This is a genomic window from Dolomitihabitans soli (assembly GCF_022213955.1).
GTDB classification, from domain to species: Bacteria; Actinomycetota; Actinomycetes; order Streptosporangiales; family Streptosporangiaceae; genus Streptosporangium_A; species Streptosporangium_A soli.
In genome coordinates this window covers 71,166-90,507 of sequence record NZ_JAKNTW010000001.1, presented here as the reverse complement: position 1 = coordinate 90,507, position 19,342 = coordinate 71,166, and the positions used below count along the sequence as shown (strand labels likewise).

The following is a 19,342-nucleotide window of genomic DNA, read 5'->3' as shown; positions in this document are numbered from 1 at the left end:
TCCTATTTGCTAGTAGGCTGACCTTAGGATTTCAAACGTCCAGCCGTACGACTCGGTCCTCCCGCACTCCGAAGCGGGCGGCGGTGCCCAGCTGCCCGGACGGGCGGTCGACGAAGTCCACCACCCGGTAGGCGATCTCGAACCCGGCCGGCCCCGCCGTCCCCGCCAGGTAGCCCCGGTGATCGTCGAAGAACTTGATGTGCGGATTGGCCGCGAGGATCGGCCCGCCGCCGGCGCCGGACGGCGCGCTGGTGATCGCGGTGCCGACGAACTCCACGCCCACCGGCCGCCCCGCGTCGTCGTCGAGGTCGCAGGCCCAGTTGTTGTGGACGTCGCCGCTGAGGACCACCAGCCGTTCCCCGGCCGCCGCGAGCACCCGGGCGCGCTGCTCGGCGAACCCGTCCCAGGCGTCCGTGCTGAACGTCGGCCCCAGCGGCCCGGGGAACGCCCGCCTGGCGAAGAAGAGCGGCTGGACGAGCACCTTCCAGCGGGCGCGAGCGCTCCTGAGGCGGTCGAGCAGCCAGCGCTCCTGCGCCGGGCCGAGCATGTCCGCCCCCGCGCGGTACTGCCGGGCGTCGAGCACCAGGAAGTCGGCCACCCCGCCGTAGGGCCGCCACCGATACATGCGCAGTTCCTCGCCCACCGGCCTGACCCTGAGCGGCATGTGCTCGTAGTAGGCCCGGTACGCGGCCGTGCGGCGGCGCAGGAACGCGGCCGGGGGCGAGCCGTCCGCCGGGCGGACACCCGCGTAGTTGTCGTCCACCTCGTGGTCGTCCCAGGTGACCACCCAGGGCGCGGCGGCGTGCGCGGCCCGCAGGTCGGCGTCGGTGCGGTAACGCGCGTGCCGGTTGCGGTAGTCGTGCAGCGACAGGCACTCGCGCTCCGGCGGTTCGAGCGGCCTGACGTAGCGGCCCGGCTTGGGGACGGCGGGCCTGCCGTACTCGTAGATGGAGTCGCCGAGGTGGAAGACCACGTCGGGGAGTTCGGCGGCGAGGTGGCGGTGCGCCGTGAAGTGGCCGTGCTCGTAACGCTGGCAGGACGCGACCGCGAACCTGACGGGCGCGGTGGAGTCGCGGGCGGGCGCGGTCCTGGTACGGCCGGCCGGGCTGGTCTCCGCGCCGAACGGGGCGCCGACAGAGAAGCGGTAGTGGTAGTCGGTGGCGGGCCGCAGCCCGTCGACGCGCACGTGCACGCTGTGCGCCCACGCCTGGGCGGCCGACGCGGTGCCCTGCCGGACGATCCGGGCGAAGGCGGGGTCCTCCGCCACCTGCCAGCGCACCGGCACCGACCGCGCGGGCATGCCGCCCGGCCGCGCGGGATCGGGGTCGAACGGGACCGGCGCCAGCCGGGTCCACAGGATGACCCCGTCAGGCGCGGGCTCCCCCGACGCGACCCCCAGGGTGAACGGATAACCGAGCTTCGCCATGCCCCACACAACGCCCGTGTGCGCCGATTGTCCAGTGTCCTGCCGGTGAGGAAGAGCGTCCACGGTACGGCCGCCGGTTGATTGTATCAAGCGCTTGGTCACGCTCCAGGGCGGCGGTGAGCTGGGCGCGTAATGTGAACAAGCGATTGAGCAAGGGCCCATAATGGAGGACGTGAACACGCGAAAGAACTCCGGTGGCACCGCGACGAAGCGCCAGAGCGCCAAGCGCGTGCCCGCCTCAGGCGCCGCCTCGGAGCGCCGCGACCATCTCGTCAAACTCGCCGCCGAGATCTTCGCTCGCAAGGGCTTCCAGGCCACGACGGTCCGTGAGATCGCCAACGAGGCGGGCATTCTCTCCGGAAGTCTCTATCACCACTTCGACTCCAAAGAGACCATCGTCGATGAAGTGCTCTCCGACTTCCTGCGCGACCTGCTCGGCCGCTACCGCGCGGCCCTGGAGCGGGGGGGCGACCCCCGCACGGTGCTGTCGGAGATGGTGCGCATCGGCTTCGGCACCCTGGAGCCCCACCGCGCGGCGATCACCGTGATGCAGAACGACTGGAGCTACCTCCGCTCCCTGCCCGGCGACCGCTTCGACTACCTGGTCAAGGCCGAGGACGAGGTCGAGCGCCTGTGGATCGAGCAGATCAAGCGCGGCCAGGCCGAGGGCCAGTTCCGCGCCGACGTCGACCCCAAGCTGACCTACCGGATGATCCGCGACACGATCTGGGTCGCGGTGCGCTGGTTCCGGCCCGGCGGCAAGCTCAACACCGCGGGCCTCGCCGAGCACTACATCACGGTCCTGTTCGACGGAGTCGCCACCGGCGAGCGGAGCAGCCAGCGCGCATGAGCCCCCTCCACCAGGCCGTACGGCTCGCGCTCTCGGCGGCCGCCGAGCCCGCCAAGGCCGAGGTCATGCGGGCCTACATGAAGTCGGAGATGCCGTTCCTCGGAGTGCAGGCGTCGCCCCGCCGCGCCGCGCTGAAGAAGGTCTTCACCGGCCACCGCCTCGGCGCCGCGCCCGAGTGGCGCAGGGCCGTGCTCGGCCTGTGGCGCGAGGCGGAGTACCGCGAGGAACGCTACGCGGCGATCGAGCTGACCGGCTTCCGCCTGTACAAGACGTGGCAGACCCTCTACACGATCCCGATGTACGAGGAGATGATCGTCACCGGCGCCTGGTGGGACTACGTCGACGAACTCGCGGTCCACCGGGTGGGCGGGCTGCTCGGCGCCTTCCCCGACACGATGCGCCCGCTCATGCTGGACTGGGCCCGCGGCGATGACCTGTGGAAGCGGCGCACCTCGATCCTCTGCCAGAACAGGTTCAAGGAGCGCACCGACACCGGTCTCCTCTACGCCTGCATCGAGCCCAGCCTCTCCGACACCGACTTCTTCGCCCGCAAGGCCATCGGCTGGGCCCTGCGGGAGTACGCCAAGGTGAAGCCGGACGAGGTCGTCCGTTACGCCGACCACAAGGGCATCAGCGGGCTGAGCCGCCGCGAGGCGCTGCGCAACCTGCCGGTCACTTGAGCGCGCCCGCGGTGAGCCCGGCCTGGATCTGCCGCTGGAAGATCGTGTAGACGATCAGCATGGGCAGGATCGCCATGCTCAGCGCGGCGAACAGCGCCGCCCAGTCGGCGTCGTAGCCCGCCGCGGTGGAGATGTCGGCGATGCCCTGGGTAAGCACCCACTTCTCCTTGGCCCCGGCGAGCAGCACCAGCGGGATCTGGTACTGGTTCCACTGGCCGAGGATGTTGAAGATGGTGATGCTGACGATCCCCGGTTTGGCCATCGGCAGCATGATCTGGAAGAAGACCCGGGTGTGCGAGGCCCCGTCCACCAGCGCGGCCTCGGCCACCGCCGTGGGCAGCGTGCGGAAGAACGCCGCGAGGAAGAAGACCGTGAACGGCAGCGAGTAGGCGATGTAGACCAGGACCAGCCCGCCGTGCGAGTTCAGGCCGATGAACTGGCCGATCACCGGGACCGTGCCCATGTTCTGCACGACGAAGAACAACGGGGTCAGCGCCAGGTAGACGGGAAAGGCCAGACCCGACACGAACAGCAGGTAGAGCAGCCTGCTGCCGCGGAACCGGTACCTGGACAGCACATAGGCGGCCATCGAGCCGAGCAGCATCGTCCCGGCCACCCCGAAGGCGACGACCAGGATGCTGTTCAGCATGTACTGCCCGATATGGGCCTGTTCCCAGGCTCTGGCGTAGTTGTCGAACCGCGGCACGGCCGGCAGCGACCACGCGTCGTCCAGTTCGACCTCGGTCTTGATCGAGGCGAGGAACGTCCACACGATCGGGACGGCGACCAGCACCGTCCACACCAGCAGCACGATCTGCGACGTCGCCCACCACGCGGGGCCGAGGACGCTCTTGCGGATCGCGCGCGCCTCCGACCGGGAGATCGGCACGCTGTCTGACACCACGATGCCCCTTAGAACTCGACCCGCTCGCGTCGCGACAGGCGCAGGGCCAGTGCCGCGAAGCCGACGGTGAAGAAGAACAGCACGACGCCCATGGCCGAGGCGTAGCCGAACTGGAAGTAGTGGAAGGCGTTGCGGTAGATCTCGGCGGCCATCACCGTGGTGGAGGAGTCGGGCCCGCCGTGCTCGGCCGTCATCACCCAGACGATGGCGAAGACGTCGAGCGCGGCGATGCCCAGGTAGACCCAGCCCACCTGGATCGTGTCCCACAGCAGGGGCAGCGTCACCCGGAAGAACAGGCTCACCCGGCTCGCCCCGTCGATCGCCGCCGCCTCGAACAGGTCCTTGGGGATCGAGGCCATGCCCGCGGAGAACAGCACGACGTAGAACCCGACGGCCTGCCAGACCAGCACGCCGAGGATCGACCACAGCGCGATGTCCGGGTCGGAGAGGAACCCCACCGGCTCCGGCAGCACGGAGTTGATCATGCCGCCGGAGTCGGGCCTGAAGACCTGCTGGAACAGGGCGGCCACGATGGCGATCGCCAGGACCTGGGGGAAGAAGAACACCACCCGGTAGATCTTCGAGCCCCAGATCCCGCTGACCCCCGACTTGCCGCCGACGTTCAGCAGGAAGGCGAAGAACAGCGCGATGCCGAGGGTCAGCACCGGCAGCAGGACCAGCAGGAGGGCGTTGTGCCCGACCGCCTTCCAGAAGATGCCGTCGCCGAACAGCCGCCGGAAGTTCTCCAGGCCGATGAACTCGGGGGTCGCGTTCACCCCCCGCCAGTTGGTCAGCGCGATGTAGAACGCCTGCGCGTACGGTGCGATCACGTAGATCGCGTAGATCAGAACCGGGGCGGCGAGGAACCCGATGATGAACCGCGAACTGCCATACCTCATCGGGCGCTCCCCGCCGCCGCTCCGCCGTGTCCCATCAGGTCCTCAGGTCCTGGTGAACTTCTTGACCGAGGAGTCGGCCTTGATGTCCGCCGCCTTCTTCTCGATCCGCTCGATCCACTTCTCGACGGTCAGCCTGCCGTTCATGAGCTGCCCGGTCGCGGCGGCCACCTCGTCGTGCATCGGCAGGTACCACTGCCGGAAGCGGAAGTAGGTGGTGTTGTCACCGGCCGCGCTGAGCATGGCGTTGGCGCTGGTCAGACCGGGCTTGAGCTGGAGGCCCTCGGCCGCGCCCTTCACCACCGACGGCGTGCTGACCAGTTCGACGTACTTGCCCGCCGCCTCCTTGGAGAGCATGCCCCGCATGAACTCCACGCCCGCCAGCGGGTTGGCCGACTTGGCGGCGACGAAGAAGTCCTCACCGGGCCGGGCGTGCACGGTGCCGTACGGCATGGCGTCGGAGGCGCTGAAGTCGGGCAGCGGGAAGACCGCGTAGTCGAAGCCCTCCGGGGTGCTGTCCTTCTGCTCGTTCTCCAGCCACACGCCGCAGGGCAGCAGCGCGACCTTTCCCTTGTTCTGCGCGGTCTGGGTCTGGACGTGGTCGAGACCGGCAGTGCCCGGCATGAGGTACTTCGCACCGATCTCGGCGAAGGCGGTCGCGGCCTGTTTGACCGGCTCCGCCTTCCAGGCGCCGTCCTCCAGGTTGTCGATCCGCTTCAGCACGTCGATCCCGCCGATCTTGGCGGCGAGCGTGAGGATGGTCTCGTAGACGTAGAAGGGGTGCTTGCCCGCGTAGGTGAAGGGCGCGCACTTGCCCGACTTCTTGATCGTCTCCAGCAGCGCCAGGAACTCGTCCCACGTCTTGGGCGACGCCTGCCAGCCGTTCTCGTCGAACTGCTTCTTGGAGTACCAGATCCCCCAGACGCCGCTGGTGTAGGTCAGCACGCTGTACTTGCCGTCGTAGGTGCCCAGCTCGATCGCGCTGGGCAGGATCGTGTCGCGGACCTTGACGTTCGGGTCGTCCCAGCTCGGCGCTTCGAGCAGCGTGGTCAGGTCGAAGAGCTGGCCGTCCTGGACCAGCGCGCCGGTGTCCATGGCGTTGGCGCCCTGGTTGTGGATGACCTCGGGCGGGGTGCCGCCCGCCAGCCGGGGCTGGAGCGTCTTGGCGACCTCCTTGGTCGCCGAGTGCTTGATCTCGATCTTGGGGTACTTGGTCTTGAACAGCGGCTGGTGGATGTCGGTGAAGTAGGCGTCACCGAGGCCGCCGTCGAAGATCACGACCTCGAACGGCTTGTCATCGGCGATGCCGAGGGGATTGGTCGCGCTCTTGGCGCCCGCGGTCGGGGCCGTCGGCGCGCCGGTGTTCCCGGCTGGGGTCGCGCAGGCGGACAGGGCACCGGCCGCGGGCAGCAGGATGCCCGCGAGCGCCGCGCTGCGAAGCAGCTCACGGCGGGTAAGGGGGGTGTGGGCCATGGGGTACTCCTCGTGTGCTGAGGTAGAGCAGGTAGGTCAGGCGCTCCGGCGGATCCGGCCGGCGTAACGGCCCTCCAGGGCGCGGTTGTGCTCGTCGCCGCCGGCCACGTTGGCCGACAGGTAGAGCGGTGGGTCCTCGCCCGCCTCGATCAGCTCGCGGACGACCTCCGCGACCATCATCTGGGCGAGCAGCGCCGACGTGATCGTCGACACCCCGCCGGCCGCGGCCCCGCCGGGCAACGGCAGAATCGCGTCCCCGTACGGCGCGCCGTTGTCGAGCACCACGTCGGCGAGGTCGAGCAGCTTCCGCCCTGAGGGATGGCGGGAGGTCATCTCCGTGCTGTGCCGCACCGAGGTGATGGCGATCAGCGGGTGGCCGCGGTCCTTGACGATGCCGGCCAGCTCCACCACCGAGCCGTTGACCCCGGAGCTGGAGATCAGCACGAACACGTCCTGCGGCTCTATCGGTGCCAGGTCGTAGACCCGCTGGGCGACCAACGGATCCCGTTCCAGCTCGCCGGGGCGCAACACGTCGATCGGCGCGCCGCCGTACAGGACCAGGTCGCGCAGGGCCAGCCGGTTGGCCGGCACCAGGCCGCCCGCCCGGTTGGCGATCTCCATCGCGATCGCCTCCGAGTGGCCGGAGCCGAACGCGTTGATCATTCCGTCCGCGCGCAGCGCCGCGGTGATCAGTGCGGCGGCCTGCGCGACGGGTTTCGCCTGCGACTCCGCGACCTCGGCGATCAGGCTCTCGATTCGCCGCACGTAAGCGGGCGCCCCGATGTCCACGTTCGTCAGCTCCTTCCCACGCGATGGCTCTCGACGGCGTTGATGGTCAGGTCGTAGGCGTTCCTGGCCCGCTCGTAGGTCCGCTGCGCGACGCCCACGTAGACCGCGTCGAGCACGAAGAGCTGCGAGTGGACCGCGGCGAGTCCGCCCGGCCGGAACGTCTCCACGTGGCGGCCCGCGGTGGTCAGCACCAGGTCGCCCAGCTCGGCGAGCGGCGAGCGGGCGAACGAGGTCACCGCCACCAGCGTCGCGCCGTGGCCGCCCGCCTCACCCAGCGCCTCCAGCACCTCCCGGGTGCGCCCCCGGTGCGAGATGCCGATCGCCACGTCGGCGGCGGTGAGCAGCGCCGCGTCGGCGAGCGCCTCGTGCGCGTCGGTGTAGCTCCAGCACGGGACCCGGATCCGGCGCAGCCGCGCCTCCAGCATCCCCGCGACGGCCCCGCTGATCGAGACGCCGAACAGCAGCACCCGGTTGGCGGCGACGACGGCGTCGGCGACCTTCGCGACCACGTCGGCGTCGAGCTGCGCCGCGGTCTCCTGGATCAGCCGCGCGTCGGCGGCGGCCATCATCTCGATCGCCGTGTCCAGCGGATCGGTCGGGCCGATCTCCCGGCCCATCCCCGCTCCCCAGCCCGCCTGCGCCGCGCGGCCGGTCTCGGTGGCCAGCGCCACCCGCAGCTCGGCGTACCCCGCGAAGCCGAACATCCGGCAGAATCGGGTGACCGTCGCGGGCGAGCTGCCGCTGCGCTCGGCCAGCGCGATGATCGTCGATCGGGCGGCCTCACCCGGATCCGCGAGGATCTGCTCGCCGACCCTGCGCACGGCCTCGGGCAGCCCGGGTAATTCCGTCTTGATACGTCCCAGCGCACCGCCGGCCACAGGCAATTCCTTTCACCGAACGAGCGATAGGGTGAAAATTATTCTTGCAAGGCGCAGGAGTCAAGACCCAAGATGGCCTTGTGACTGACGCCGGGGTTGTTCTTGGGATTGACGCGGGAGGCACGTCCACCCGCGCGGTGGTCGCCTCGCTCGACGGCACGCGGATCGCCCGTGGCCGAGCCGGCGGCGGCAACCCGACCGCGCACGGCATCGCCGCCGCCACCACCGCCCTGGCCACCGCCGCCGGACAGGCGTTGCGGGAGTACGGAGAGGCCCCGGTGCTCGCCGGAGTGGTGGGCGTCGCGGGCAGCGAGGCGTTCCTCGACGGCCATGGCAAATCCGTCGTCGAGGCGGCCTTCGCCGAGCTGGGAGTCGCCGCCCCGCCCCAGGTGATCGGCGACGTGCTGGTGGCGTTCGCGGCGGGCACGCCCGAACCGTCAGGGACCGTGCTCATCTCCGGCACGGGCGCCGTCGCCGCGGGCATCACCGGCCGCGAGCGCGGCAGGCTCGCCGACGGCCTCGGCTGGCTGTTCGGCGACCACGGCTCCGGCTACTGGCTCGGCCACCAGGCCGCCAAGGCCGTCGTGCACCGCCTCGCCATGGGCCTGGCCGACGGTCCGCTCACCCGGCTCGTCGTCCAGGCGCTCCTCCCCGGGGAGAACGCAGGCGGCGGCAGGGACCTGGCCAACCGGCTGATCGGCGTGGCCCAGAGCCGTCCCCCGCTGACGCTGGCCGCCCTCGGCCCGCTGGTCAGCCAGGCCGCCACGGAGGGAGACCCGGTCGCCCGCGACATCGTCGCGGAGGCGGCGCTGCTGCTCGTCGGCACCGTCGCCGCGGCGCGCGACCTCGACGAGGACACCCCCATCGTGCTCGCCGGCAGCGTGCTTACCACCGCCGGCCCCGTGCAGGAGGCCGTGACCGGCCTGCTGCGGGACCGCTGGAGCGCACCGGTCGCGGTGGCGGGGGACGGCGCGGGCGCCGCCGCCTGGCTCGCCGCCCTGCAGATCCTCGGCGACCGTGCCGTCCCCTCCCACAAGGTCTTCGTCCGGCCCGCCACCTGACGGGTCGCACCCGCGGCCACCCGCCGGCCGCCGTGCTGAGCGGCGCCGGTCAGGTGGCACGTCCCTGCCGGTTCACGTCCTGCCGGTCCACGTCCTACCGGCTCACGTCCGCACGGGCCGCGAGACGCCGGAACGGCCGCGCGCCGGGCGGCGCCGCGGTCCGGACGGCGCGGACGGCCCGGACCGGACGCCGGTCAGGTGGCGCGCGAGCGCAGGGCGCGGATCACCGGGGGCCCGACGAGGATGAGCAGCAGGGCGCCCAGCAGGACCGCGGCGATCGGCTGGGTGAGGAAGCCGGTCAGTTGCCCGTCGAAGATGCGCATCGAGCGCCTGAACGACGACTCCAGAATGCTGCCGAGCACGAAGGCGAGCACCAGCGGGCCGGGCTCGAAGCCGACCTTCTTCATCAGGTACCCGAGCACGCCCAGGCCGATCATCAGATACATGTCGAAGACGTTCCCGCGCACCGTGTAGACGCCGATCATCGTGATCAGGATCGTCAGCGGGGCCAGGATCGCGGGCCTGATCTTCAGGATGCGCACGAAGAGCCCGATCAACGGCAGGCTCATCACGAGCAGCAGCAGGTTCCCCACGTACATCGAGTTGATGACGCCCCAGAAGAGGTCGGGCTTCTCCTGCACCAGCAGGGGGCCCGGCGTGATGCCCTGGAGCAGCAGCGCGCCGAACATGACGGCCATCGTGGCGTTCGCCGGGATGCCCAGCGTGAGCAGCGGGATGAAGGACGACGTGGCGGCCGCGTTGTTGGCGGTCTCCGGCCCCGCGACGCCCTGGATGGCACCCTTGCCGAACTTCGCCGGTTGCTTGGTGACCTTCCGCTCCACCGCGTACGCCACCATCGAGGACATCGTGGCGCCGCCGCCGGGGAGGATGCCCAGCAGGAAACCCAGCAGTGAGCCGCGCGAGATCGCGCCCTTCGACTCCTTGATCTCGGCGCGCGACGGGTAGACCGAGCCCACCGGGGTCGGCGGCGGGGTCTTCCTGCGCAGGGACTCCAGGTTGTAGAGGATCTCCCCGACGCCGAACAACCCCATCGCGACGATCACGAAGTCGATGCCGTCGAGAAGCTGGTCGCTACCGAACGTCAACCGGGAGGTGCCGGCCAGCGGGTCCTGGCCGATCGTCGCCAGCAGCAGGCCCAGGGTGGCCATCAGGATGCTCTTGACCGGGGCTCCGGTGCCGAGCGTGGCGACCATCATGATGCCGAGCAGGGCGAGCGCGGTGTACTCGGCCGGACCGAAGTCCAGCGCGGCCCCGGCCACCAGGGGGGCGACGAAGGTCAGCGCGAGGATCGACACGGTGCCGCCGATGAAGGAGCCGATCGCCGCGATGCCCAGCGCGGAGCCCGCCCGGCCCTGTTTGGCCATCTCGTGGCCGTCGATCGCGGTGACCACGCTTGAGGCCTCACCCGGCAGCCGCAGCAGCACCGAGGTGATCGTGCCGCCGTACTGCGCGCCGTAGAAGATTCCGGCGAGCATGATGATGGCGGCGGTGGGCTCGATGGTGTAGGTGATCGGCAACAGCACGGCGATCGTGGCCGCGGGCCCGAGGCCGGGCAGGACGCCCACCAGCATGCCGAGCGTGACGCCGAGCAGGCAGTAGATCAGGTTCTCGGGTTGGAAGACGACCCCGAACCCGGCGATCACCGGCGAGAAGAAATCCATGGTCAGATGGCCTCGTTCAGAAGGACAGGCGGTGGGGCAACGACACTCCGAGCCCGATGACGAACATCAGGTACAGGGCCGCGGTCGTGCCGAGCGCGACGGAGACGGTCATCCACCAGCTCTCGCGGCCGAGCACCTTCAGCCACAGGACCAGCAGCGCGACCGTGGGGATCTCGAACCCGGCGGTCTCGAACAGCAGCGCGTACCCGACCAGGGAGACGACCGCGACGACGACGAGCCTGGCCTCCTTGGTGAACGCCTCCTCACCGCCCGTCGGCCGCGACTGGAACAGGAGCACCACCGCGACGACCACCATGGCGACGCTGACGGTCAGCGGCCACAGCCCCGGGCCGGGGTCGGCGAGGCCGCCGACCCCCAGTTGCCAGGACATGATCCCGGCGATCACTCCGATCACCAGCGGTATCGCGGCGGCCAGCAGATTCTGCCGGCGCGCGTACGACGCGCTGGGCGGGGCGGGGGGGTCGTCGCCGCCGACCGGCTCCGGGCGGATCCCGGAGATCTCGGTCCGCTGCGCGTCGTCAGCGGTCATCGCTGTCCCGTGAGGTCGATGCCCAGCTTGGCGATCAGGGCCTTGAACGTCTCCTGGCTCTTGGTGAGCTGCGCGGCGACCTCGTCACCGCTGACGTCCCAGCGGCCGATGTAGTTGTTCTTCAGCAGGTCGCCGTACTCGCTGGAGGCCACGGCCTTGTCGATGGAGGCGGCCAGCTTGTCGCGCACGTCGTTCGGCATTCCGGCCGGACCGGCGACGAACCTGCGCTGGTCGACGACGACGCCGTAACCGGCCTCGGTGGCCGTCGGCACGTCGGGGAACGCCTCCAGCCGCTTGCCCGAGAAGACCACCAGCGCCCGGAGCTTGCCCGCCTCGACCTGCTTGGCGGCCTCGGCGATCTGCACGGAGGCCACGTCGACCTTGCTGCCCATGACCGCGGTGAGCGTGGGCCCGCCGCCGTCGAAGGGCACGGGGGTCGAGTCCATCTTCGCCGAGCCGAACAGCAGCGCCTGGGAGAGCTGGCTGCCGGTGCCCGCGCCCGTGGTGCCGTACTTGACGTCGCCGGCCGCGACCAGGTCCTTGAGCGTCTTGTACTTCGAGCTCGCCGGGACGACGAGGACGTAGTCCTCCACGGCCAGTCCCTTGATGAAGGTCATGTCCTCCAGCTTGATGGCGTCGGGGTCCTCGACCATCAGCGGGCCGATCGCGAACAGCGACTGCGGCATCACGGCGATCCGGTAACCGTCCGGCTTGCTGTTGAAGACGTCCTTGCCGGCGATCTTGCCGTTCGCCCCCGGCTTGTTGACCACGACGGCCTGGGCGCCGAGCGGCTCCTCGATGCTCTTGGCCAGGGCACGGGTGACCAGGTCGGTGCTGCCGCCCGGCTCGGTCGGGACCGTGAACTCCACGGCCTTGCTCGGGAAGGCCGCGCCGTCGCCGGCGCTGCCGCCCTGGACGGAGCAGGCGGAGGCCGTGAGCGCCACCGCGGCGAGCAGCACGCCGCCGACCCGGCGGCGGATGCGGCCGGTTGTGCCAACCATCATCAGTTCTCCTTCGTCAGTGCCGGTCGTCAGGGCCGGTCGTCAGTATCGGTCGTCTGTACCGGTCGTCATTTCCAGCGGGGAAGCGGCGGCTGCACCCAGGTGGGATCGGCCTTCCGCATGGCGGCCACGTCGTCCCTGTCGCGCACGCCGAGCCGTACCCACCGCTCGTGCAGGGCGGCCATCGCGTCACGGTCGAGCGTGACGCCCAGCCCCGGCGCGTCGGAGACCTCGATGGCGCCGCCCTTGAAGGTGTGCGGCTCGGTGATGACGTCCTCGGTCTGCCAGGGGCGGTGGCTGTCGCAGGCGTACTCGAGGTCGGGGATCACGCTCGCCACGTGGGTCATCGCGGCCAGGCTCACGCCCAGGTGGGTGTTGGAGTGCATGGACAGCGCCACCCCGTGGGTACGGCAGAGCGCCGCGAGCTCACGGGTGGCCTGCAGCCCGCCCCAGTAGTGGTGGTCGGAGAGCACCACCTGCACGGCGTCCTTGGCGAACGCCTCGGGGATCTCGCCGAACGTGGTCACGCACATGTTCGTCGCCAGCATGACCCCGGTCCGCGCGCGCACCTCGGCCATCCCGTCGATGCCGGTGGTCGGGTCCTCCAGGTATTCGAGGAGACCCCCGAGCTCCTCGGCGACGCGCACGCCGGCGTCGACCGACCAGCCGCCGTTGGGGTCCAGCCGCAGCGGATAGCCGGGGAACGCCTCGGCCAGCGCCCTGATGGCCGCGACCTCCTGCTCGGGCTCGTACACGCCGCCCTTGAGCTTGAAGGAGGTGAAGCCGTAGTCGTCGGCGAAGCGCTGCGCCTGGCGGACGATGCCCTCGGGATCGAGCGCGGCCCCCCAGGTGTCGGTGGGAGCGTCGTCGACCGGGTGCTCGGCCCACCGGTAGAACAGGTAACCGCTGTAGTCGACGCGGTCCCTGACCTTGCCGCCGAGCAGCGCGTGCACGGGCAGGCCGAGCGTGACGCCCAGCGCGTCCAGGCTCGCGACCTCGAAGGCCGACACGACGCTCCGGATGAGCTTCTCGTTCGTACGGCTGCCGCGCAGTCCGGCGGGGTCGAACTCCTTGCCCGCCTCGACCGTCAGGCCGGCCGACTCGTAGGCCAGGTCACTCAGCCCGTTCAGCGACGTGAGCGGCCGGCCGACGACCGTCTTCGCGAGCGCGCGGGCCACGGCGAGGTAGTCGCTGTCCCCGTACGTCTCGCCGATCCCCACGACGCCGGTGTCGGTCTCGATCTCGACGATGGAACGCGGGGTGTAGGGCTGGTGGACGCCGAGCACGTTGAGCAGCGGCGGGTCGCTGATCAGGATCGGGGTCACGGTCGCCCTGACGATCGTGGGCATGGGGCGGGACATGGAACTCCTTCTTTCTCAAACCGTCAGCGTTGGACGCCCACGAGGGCGAGTCCCTTGGTCAGCAGGGCGTCGAGCTCCTCGACGTGCTCCGGCGACGGGTCGGCGAGCGGCGCGCGTACCGAGCCGACCTTCGCCCCGCGCAGCCTCGCCGCGGTTTTGATGAGCGAGACGCCGTAGCCGATCCCCTGGTCGCGCAGTTCCACGAAGGGGACGTAGAACTCGCGCAGCAGGAGGTCCATGCGCTCGTGGTCGTCGTCGTGGAAGGCGCGGAAGAACGACTGCGCGATCTCCGGCGCGAAGGCGTGCACGGCCGAGGAGTAGGCGGGGATGCCGAAGCTCCGGTAGGCCCGCGCCTGCATCTCGGCCGTGGTGGCGCCGTTGAAGAACAGCCAGTCACTCGGGGCGGCGAGCTTGAGCCGCTGCAACCGGTCGAGATCGGAGTGGCCGTCCTTGAACCCGATCACGTTCGGGATCGAGGCGAGCCCGGCGATGCTCGACAGCTCGATCTTCATCTGCGCCCGTTGGTAGACGATGATCGGCAACGTGGTGCTCTCGGCGACCCGGCGCACGTGCTCCACCAGGCCGTGCTGGGGAGCGTCCACCAGGTAGGGCGGCATCAGCAACAGGGCGTCGGCCCCGGCGTTCTCGGCGATGGCCGCGAACCGGGTGGCCTGGGCCCAGCCGTACCCGGCGCCCGCGACTACGGGGGCGGCGCCGGCCACCTCCTCCACGGCGGCGCGGATGAGCGTCTCGTACTCGTCCTCCGCCAGGGAGAAGAACTCGCCCGTGCCGCAGCAGGGGAACAGCGCGCCGGGGCGCATCGCGACCTGGTCGCGGAGGTGCGTCCGGAAGGCGTCGGTGTCGATCCGGCCGTCAGCGTCGAAGGGCGTGAGCGGGAAAGACAGGACCGCGGCGGCCATGCCTTGGCTGAGCCGCTCCTTGGCACTTGTATACGTAGTCGCCAACCCGTCTCCATATGTAGATGCTTGACATGTGGCGAGCAGTCTTGCTTCACAGTTGGTAAGGTGTCAACACTCTGGGAAATAAATTGGTAACAAATGGATGAGGTGCGATGACCCTTCCCGAAGACTCCACGAGTGGCGCCGGCGTCGAGACGCAGACCGGCGTGCGGGGAGTGAAGTCCGCGGCGCGCACCGTCGAGATCCTGGAACTACTCGCCTCCCGGCAGAACCGGCCCGCCCGTCTGCGGGAACTGAGCGACGCGCTGGGCGCGCCGAGGAGCAGCGTCTACGCCCTCATCCGCACTCTCGTCGAGCACGGCTGGGTCCGGGTGGATCCGACCGGCACGCTCTACAGCATCGGCATACGCGTACTGCTCGCGGGCACCACCTACCTCGACACCGACCCCTACCTGCGCATAGTCCAGCCGCACATCAACGACCTCAGCGTACGTCTCGACGAGACCATCCACTTCGGCCGGCTCGACGGGGAGGACATGGTCTACCTGGCCACCAAGGAGTCGAGCCAGTACCTCCGGCCGTTCAGCCGCGTCGGGCGCAGGCTTCCCGCCTACAGCACGGCCATGGGCAAGTCGCTGCTGGCCGAGCGGATCGAGACCGGGATCGGGGCGCACGTCCCGGCGCAGCTCACCCCGCTGACCCCCAACACGCTGGCCGACCACGAGGCGCTCGTCGGCGACCTGAGGCTGACCCGGGAACGCGGCTACGCGATCGACAACGAGGAGAACTACGCCGGGGTGAAGTGCTTCGCGTTCGCCCTGCACTACTCCAGCCCGGCCACCGACGCGATCAGCTGCTCGGTGCCCATCTCCAATCTCACCGAGGGCCGGACGCAGGAGATCGTCGAGGCGATGAAGCGCACCAAGCAGGCCATCGAGCGGATGGCCCCGATGGATCTCTCCGCCACCGCCGGAATCTGACGGTTGGATCCCGCCTCCACCGCCCTGCTCGCACTGGCCGGTGTCGCCTCCGGCCTGGCCGGCTCGATCGCCGGCCTGGCGTCGCTGTTCAGCTACCCGGCGCTGCTGGCCCTCGGGATGCCGCCGATCGTGGCCAACGTGACCAACACGGTCGCGTTGTTCTCGACCACGGTCGGCGCCGCCGCCGGATCGCGCGCCGAGCTCAAGGGGCAGCGGCGCCGCGTCATCAAACTGGTCGTCCTGGCCGCCGCGGGCGGATCGCTCGGGGCGCTGCTGCTGCTCAGCACCCCGTCCTCGACGTTCGAGCTCGTCGTGCCCTGGCTCATCGCGCTGGGGTCCGTGCTGCTGCTGGCCCGCGACCCGCTGCGGCGACTGGCCGACTCCCGTGCGGCGAGCCCGGCGCTGCCGCTCGCGGGGGCGGTCGTGGTGGTCGGCCTGTACGGCGGCTTCTTCGGCGCGGCGGCGGGTGTGCTGATGCTCGCCGTACTGTCCGTGTCGGTGACCGAGCCGCTGCCGGTGACCAACGCGGTCAAGAACCTCGCCACCGGAGCGGCCAACGCCACGGCCGGGGTGGCCTACGCCTTCTTCGCCCCGGTGAACTGGCTCGCCGCCGGCGTGCTCGCGGTCGGCTGCCTGGCCGGGAGCTGGCTGGGCCCGATGGTCGTGCGGCGGCTCCCGGAGAAGCCGCTGCGCATCGCGATCGCCCTGGCCGGGCTGGGGCTGGCGGTCCACCTCTGGCTTTCCGCGACTCAACTTGTATGATGACTGCACGATTCATACGATGAGGAGCCTTCGTGACGACTTCCGCCGACCGCATCGCCTGGGTGCGGCTGTCCTCGGTCTACCTGCCGCTGAGCACGCCGATCAGCGACGCCAAAGTGCTCACCGGCAAGCAGCGGCCGATGACGGAGATCGCGTTCCTGTTCGCCGAGATCGGCGCGGAGAGCGGCCACCAGGGCTTCGGCTTCGGCTACTCCAAACGGGCCGGCGGCCCGGGACAGTACGCGCACGCCAGGGAGATCGCCCCCGAACTGCTCGGTGAGGACCCGAACGACATCGCGCGGCTGTGGGAGAAGCTCGTCTGGGCCGGCGCCTCGGTCGGGCGCAGCGGGCTCGCGACGCAGGCCATCGCGGCACTCGACATCGCGTTGTGGGACCTGAAGGCCAAGCGGGCCGGCCTGCCCCTCGCCAAGCTCCTCGGCGCGCACCGCGACTCCGTCCGGTGCTACAACACCTCGGGCGGGTTCCTGCACACCCCCATCGAGCAGGTCATCGAGAACGCGACGGCCTCGCTGGAACGCGGCATCGGCGGCATCAAGCTCAAGGTGGGCCACCCTGACTCGCGCGTCGACCTGGCCAGGGTCGGGGCCGTGCGCGAGCACCTCGGCGACGGCGTCCCGATGATGGTCGACGCCAACCAGCAGTGGGACCGTGCCACGGCCCAGCGCATGGGCCGGGTCATGGAGCAGTTCGGCCTGGTGTGGATCGAGGAGCCGCTCGACGCCTACGACAACGCCGGCCACGCCGCGCTCGCCGCCTCGCTCGACACCCCGATCGCCACCGGCGAGATGCTCACCAGCGTCGCCGAGCACGCCGAGCTGATCCGCGCGGGCGGCGCCGACATCGTCCAGCCCGACGCGCCGCGGATCGGCGGCGTCACCCCCTTCCTGCGCCTGGCGTCGCTCGCCGAGCACAACCGCCTGCACATGGCCCCGCACTTCGCGATGGAGATCCACGTGCATCTCGCCGCGGCGTACGGGCTGGAGCCCTGGGTGGAGCACTTCGAGTGGCTGGAGCCGCTCTTCGAGGAGCGCCTGGAGATCCGGGAGGGCAGGATGGTGGTGCCGGACCGCCCCGGGCTCGGCGTGACCCCGAGTGAGCAGGCGGCCAAGTGGACCACGGAACGATCCGAGTTCGGCACCCGCACGGGCTGACATGAGCCTGACCCAGCGGCTCGTCGAGAGCCTGACGGCGCACATCCAGGAGGGTGTGATCCGGCCGGGCGAGCGCCTGCCGACCGAGAACAGCATGGTCGAGACGTACGGCGTGAGCCGGACCGTGGTCCGCGAGGCGATCTCCCGGCTCCAGGCGGCCGGGCTGATCGAGACCCACCAGGGGCGCGGCAGCTTCGTCCTCGCCCGGCCGAGTTCCACCACGTTCGCGCCGGACCGGTCGGCCGGGCTGACCCTGCCGGACGCCCTCGACCTGCTCGCCTTCCGCACGGCGTTCGAGGTGGAGGCGGCCGGGATCGCGGCGGCCCGGCGGAGCGAGCCGCGGTTGCGCGCGCTGCGCGAGGCGCTCGACGACTTCGCCGGGTGCGCCGGCAACCCCGGGGCGGCCGTGGCCGCCGACTTCCGCTTCCACCTCAGGATCGCGCTGGCGACGGAGAACCGCTACTTCGCCGACCTGCTGAAGTCGCTCGGCGCCGCCATGATCGTGGTCCCCCGCGACCGGCTGCTCCCCGGCCGGGAGGAGCACTTCGCCACGATCGTCGCCGAGCACGAGAACATCCATGCCGCGATCGAGCGCCAGGACGCGGAAGGCGCCCGCGCCGCCGCCCGGGTCCACCTCGGCAACAGCCAGGCCCGCCTGCTCAGCGCCCACGCCACCACCACCGACGGCTCCCCCGGCGAGGCCACGGACAAGAGCACGGACGCCATCAGCCGGGCCACGGACAAAGCCGGTGACGGGGGCGAGGCCGGCGACGGGCGCGAGGGCGGCGACGGGGGCGGCGGGCGCGAGGGTGCGAGGGGATCCTCGGGGCGGGCTCGGGGCGGTTCTCCGAAACGGCCACGGTCGTCAGGCACGGGTGAGCAGCGCGGCGCTGCCGTATGAGCCGCCGAAACCGGTGACCAGCGCCGTCTCCCGCCCCGCGCGCAGTTCCCGTACGGCCTGCGCCACGTTGTTCAGCCCGTGCACATAGCCCTCGGAGAGCAGCCCGCCGTGCGGGTTCACCCCGGCGTGCCCGCGCGCGAGTAGGAAGTCGCCCAGGCCGGCGGGGCGGACCAGGCCGAAGTCGGTGAGCTGGCGGGGCACGAGCCAGGAGTAGGCGTCGTAGAGCAGAGCCACGTCCACGTCGCCCGGTCGCATGCCGGAGGCGGCCCAGAGCATCGGGGCGACCGTGCCGGAGAAGATCGCGCTCACGTCGGGCGCCCGGTCCATCGCCGAGCAGCCCGGCCCGCCGCCGCGCACCACGGCCCGCACGCGCGGTGCCTCCGGCGCCAGCCGCGCGTCGGTGAGGACCAGCGCGCACGCGCCGTCGGTCTCCTGGCAGCAGTCCGCGGCCCGCAGCGGCGCGCTGATGTACGGCGCGGCCAGATACTCGTCGAGGGAGAGCGGGGCGCGCCTGAGGGCGCGCGGGTTGGCGGCGGCGTTCTGCCTGGACTGGGCGACGACGGCGTGCAGGTGCTCGGCGGTGAGGCCGGTGTCGTGGAGGTAGCGGGTGGCGGCGAGGGCGAACATCGGGATGGGCCCGGCCATGCCGTACGGGAGGGTGAAGTGTTCCTGCGGGCCGGTGGAGGCGGTGTTCATCCGGGTGCCCGAGCGGCCGTTCATCGCCCGATAGATCAGGACATTTCGTGCTACGCCGTTCGCGATCAGCATGGCCGCGTCCCCCAGGATGGAGGCCGTCTGGGAGCCGCCTCCGGAGATGTCGTTGTGCCAGCCGATCGTCTCCAGCCGCAGGGCCCGGGCGACCTGGAGCGACGGCGCCGAGTCGTTCATGTGGTAGCTGAGCACGGCGTCCAGCGCGGCGGGCGGCATCCCGGCGTCGCCGAGGGCGAGCCGGGCGGCGTGTACCGCCAGCTCCAGCTCGGTACGGCCCGACCGCCGGGTGAGCTCGGTCAGGCCGATTCCCGCGATCGCGGCCCTGCCCGCGAAACCCTGCACGGC

At 70.8% G+C, this 19,342-nt stretch carries 19 protein-coding genes; 7 read left to right on the top strand and 12 right to left on the bottom strand.

Features of this window, described 5'->3' with window-relative positions; all coding sequences use genetic code 11:
* Positions 1-31 precede the first annotated feature (31 nt).
* Positions 32-1,426: an alkaline phosphatase D family protein gene (locus MBA17_RS00400; RefSeq protein WP_238494167.1), complete on the bottom strand. Its 1,395-nt coding sequence runs from the start codon at positions 1,424-1,426 to the stop codon at positions 32-34.
* Positions 1,427-1,598: 172 nt separating this feature from the next.
* Between MBA17_RS00400 and MBA17_RS00395 the strand changes: the two genes are divergently transcribed.
* The gene (locus MBA17_RS00395; RefSeq protein ID WP_238494166.1) at positions 1,599-2,276 is read left to right on the top strand and encodes a TetR/AcrR family transcriptional regulator; all 678 of its coding nucleotides are present in this window, start codon (positions 1,599-1,601) and stop codon (positions 2,274-2,276) included.
* Complete coding sequence (locus MBA17_RS00390; RefSeq protein WP_238494165.1) at positions 2,273-2,956, top strand: DNA alkylation repair protein; 684 nt, start codon at positions 2,273-2,275, stop codon at positions 2,954-2,956. Before MBA17_RS00395 ends, MBA17_RS00390 begins: the two co-directional genes overlap by 4 nt.
* Here the strand turns inward: MBA17_RS00390 and MBA17_RS00385 are convergent.
* The 5 genes from MBA17_RS00385 to MBA17_RS00365 are packed head-to-tail and all read right to left on the bottom strand — an operon-like array spanning position 2,949 to position 7,896.
* Entirely contained in the window at positions 2,949-3,857 is a 909-nt protein-coding gene (locus MBA17_RS00385; protein WP_238494164.1) for a carbohydrate ABC transporter permease, read from the bottom strand. The two genes, MBA17_RS00390 and MBA17_RS00385, sit on opposite strands and share 8 nt — an antisense overlap.
* Positions 3,858-3,868: 11 nt before the next feature.
* Positions 3,869-4,759: a carbohydrate ABC transporter permease gene (locus tag MBA17_RS00380; protein WP_238494163.1), complete on the bottom strand. Its 891-nt coding sequence runs from the start codon at positions 4,757-4,759 to the stop codon at positions 3,869-3,871.
* A 42-nt stretch (positions 4,760-4,801) separates the two neighbouring features.
* Positions 4,802-6,229, bottom strand: a complete 1,428-nt coding sequence (gene ngcE / locus MBA17_RS00375; protein WP_238494162.1) for an N-acetylglucosamine/diacetylchitobiose ABC transporter substrate-binding protein — start codon at positions 6,227-6,229, stop codon at positions 4,802-4,804.
* A 36-nt stretch (positions 6,230-6,265) separates the two neighbouring features.
* Positions 6,266-7,018 (bottom strand): sugar isomerase domain-containing protein, encoded by a 753-nt coding sequence (locus MBA17_RS00370; RefSeq protein WP_238494161.1) that lies wholly within the window; start codon positions 7,016-7,018, stop codon positions 6,266-6,268.
* A 5-nt stretch (positions 7,019-7,023) separates the two neighbouring features.
* Positions 7,024-7,896 (bottom strand): MurR/RpiR family transcriptional regulator, encoded by an 873-nt coding sequence (locus MBA17_RS00365; protein ID WP_238494160.1) that lies wholly within the window; start codon positions 7,894-7,896, stop codon positions 7,024-7,026.
* Between the two features lie 80 nt (positions 7,897-7,976).
* On the opposite strand from MBA17_RS00365, the gene MBA17_RS00360 reads away from it, so the two are divergent.
* Positions 7,977-8,957, top strand: coding sequence for an N-acetylglucosamine kinase (locus MBA17_RS00360; protein WP_238494159.1), 981 nt, complete (start codon positions 7,977-7,979; stop codon positions 8,955-8,957).
* Positions 8,958-9,151: 194 nt separating this feature from the next.
* Here the strand turns inward: MBA17_RS00360 and MBA17_RS00355 are convergent, their stop codons facing one another.
* The 5 genes from MBA17_RS00355 to MBA17_RS00335 all read right to left on the bottom strand — a co-directional run bounded on the left by MBA17_RS00355 (position 9,152) and on the right by MBA17_RS00335 (position 14,516).
* Positions 9,152-10,639 (bottom strand): tripartite tricarboxylate transporter permease, encoded by a 1,488-nt coding sequence (locus MBA17_RS00355; RefSeq protein WP_238494158.1) that lies wholly within the window; start codon positions 10,637-10,639, stop codon positions 9,152-9,154.
* A gap of 16 nt (positions 10,640-10,655) precedes the next feature.
* Positions 10,656-11,189, bottom strand: coding sequence for a tripartite tricarboxylate transporter TctB family protein (locus tag MBA17_RS00350; RefSeq protein ID WP_238494157.1), 534 nt, complete (start codon positions 11,187-11,189; stop codon positions 10,656-10,658).
* On the bottom strand, positions 11,186-12,193 hold the full coding sequence (locus MBA17_RS00345; protein ID WP_238494156.1) for a Bug family tripartite tricarboxylate transporter substrate binding protein: 1,008 nt from the start codon (positions 12,191-12,193) through the stop codon (positions 11,186-11,188). The genes MBA17_RS00350 and MBA17_RS00345 overlap by 4 nt, the downstream gene beginning before the upstream one ends.
* Before the next feature lie 65 nt (positions 12,194-12,258).
* Entirely contained in the window at positions 12,259-13,551 is a 1,293-nt protein-coding gene (locus MBA17_RS00340) for a glucarate dehydratase family protein (protein ID WP_238494155.1), read from the bottom strand.
* Positions 13,552-13,574: 23 nt separating this feature from the next.
* Positions 13,575-14,516: a 5-dehydro-4-deoxyglucarate dehydratase gene (locus MBA17_RS00335; RefSeq protein WP_238494154.1), complete on the bottom strand. Its 942-nt coding sequence runs from the start codon at positions 14,514-14,516 to the stop codon at positions 13,575-13,577.
* A gap of 107 nt (positions 14,517-14,623) precedes the next feature.
* Here MBA17_RS00335 and MBA17_RS00330 point away from each other — a divergent pair, with 107 nt between their 5' ends.
* From MBA17_RS00330 to MBA17_RS00315, 4 genes are read left to right on the top strand one after another with little or no spacing between them, the layout of a single operon-like run.
* A complete protein-coding gene (locus MBA17_RS00330; RefSeq protein WP_238494153.1) occupies positions 14,624-15,451 on the top strand; it encodes an IclR family transcriptional regulator in 828 nt (275 codons plus the stop codon).
* Between the two features lie 3 nt (positions 15,452-15,454).
* Complete coding sequence (locus tag MBA17_RS00325; protein ID WP_238494152.1) at positions 15,455-16,213, top strand: sulfite exporter TauE/SafE family protein; 759 nt, start codon at positions 15,455-15,457, stop codon at positions 16,211-16,213.
* A 32-nt stretch (positions 16,214-16,245) separates the two neighbouring features.
* Positions 16,246-17,385: an L-talarate/galactarate dehydratase gene (locus tag MBA17_RS00320; protein ID WP_238494151.1), complete on the top strand. Its 1,140-nt coding sequence runs from the start codon at positions 16,246-16,248 to the stop codon at positions 17,383-17,385.
* 1 nt (position 17,386) lies between these two features.
* Complete coding sequence (locus MBA17_RS00315) at positions 17,387-18,286, top strand: FadR/GntR family transcriptional regulator (protein ID WP_238494150.1); 900 nt, start codon at positions 17,387-17,389, stop codon at positions 18,284-18,286.
* Here the strand turns inward: MBA17_RS00315 and MBA17_RS00310 are convergent.
* Entirely contained in the window at positions 18,251-19,339 is a 1,089-nt protein-coding gene (locus tag MBA17_RS00310; protein WP_238494149.1) for a thiolase C-terminal domain-containing protein, read from the bottom strand. The genes MBA17_RS00315 and MBA17_RS00310 overlap by 36 nt on opposite strands.
* Between the last annotated feature and the right edge of the window lie 3 nt (positions 19,340-19,342).

What these genes read in the sequence shown, in the direction of transcription:
- MBA17_RS00390 (WP_238494165.1), top strand. Translation starts at nt 2,273, where the DNA reads ATGAGCCCCCTCCACCAGGCCGTACGGCTCGCGCTCTCGGCGGCCGCC.
- MBA17_RS00345 (WP_238494156.1), bottom strand. Translation starts at nt 12,193, where the DNA reads ATGATGGTTGGCACAACCGGCCGCATCCGCCGCCGGGTCGGCGGCGTG.
- MBA17_RS00400 (WP_238494167.1), bottom strand. Translation starts at nt 1,426, where the DNA reads ATGGCGAAGCTCGGTTATCCGTTCACCCTGGGGGTCGCGTCGGGGGAG.
- MBA17_RS00350 (WP_238494157.1), bottom strand. Translation starts at nt 11,189, where the DNA reads ATGACCGCTGACGACGCGCAGCGGACCGAGATCTCCGGGATCCGCCCG.
- MBA17_RS00380 (WP_238494163.1), bottom strand. Translation starts at nt 4,759, where the DNA reads ATGAGGTATGGCAGTTCGCGGTTCATCATCGGGTTCCTCGCCGCCCCG.
- MBA17_RS00330 (WP_238494153.1), top strand. Translation starts at nt 14,624, where the DNA reads ATGACCCTTCCCGAAGACTCCACGAGTGGCGCCGGCGTCGAGACGCAG.
- MBA17_RS00315 (WP_238494150.1), top strand. Translation starts at nt 17,387, where the DNA reads ATGAGCCTGACCCAGCGGCTCGTCGAGAGCCTGACGGCGCACATCCAG.
- ngcE (WP_238494162.1), bottom strand. Translation starts at nt 6,229, where the DNA reads ATGGCCCACACCCCCCTTACCCGCCGTGAGCTGCTTCGCAGCGCGGCG.
- MBA17_RS00340 (WP_238494155.1), bottom strand. Translation starts at nt 13,551, where the DNA reads ATGTCCCGCCCCATGCCCACGATCGTCAGGGCGACCGTGACCCCGATC.
- MBA17_RS00355 (WP_238494158.1), bottom strand. Translation starts at nt 10,639, where the DNA reads ATGGATTTCTTCTCGCCGGTGATCGCCGGGTTCGGGGTCGTCTTCCAA.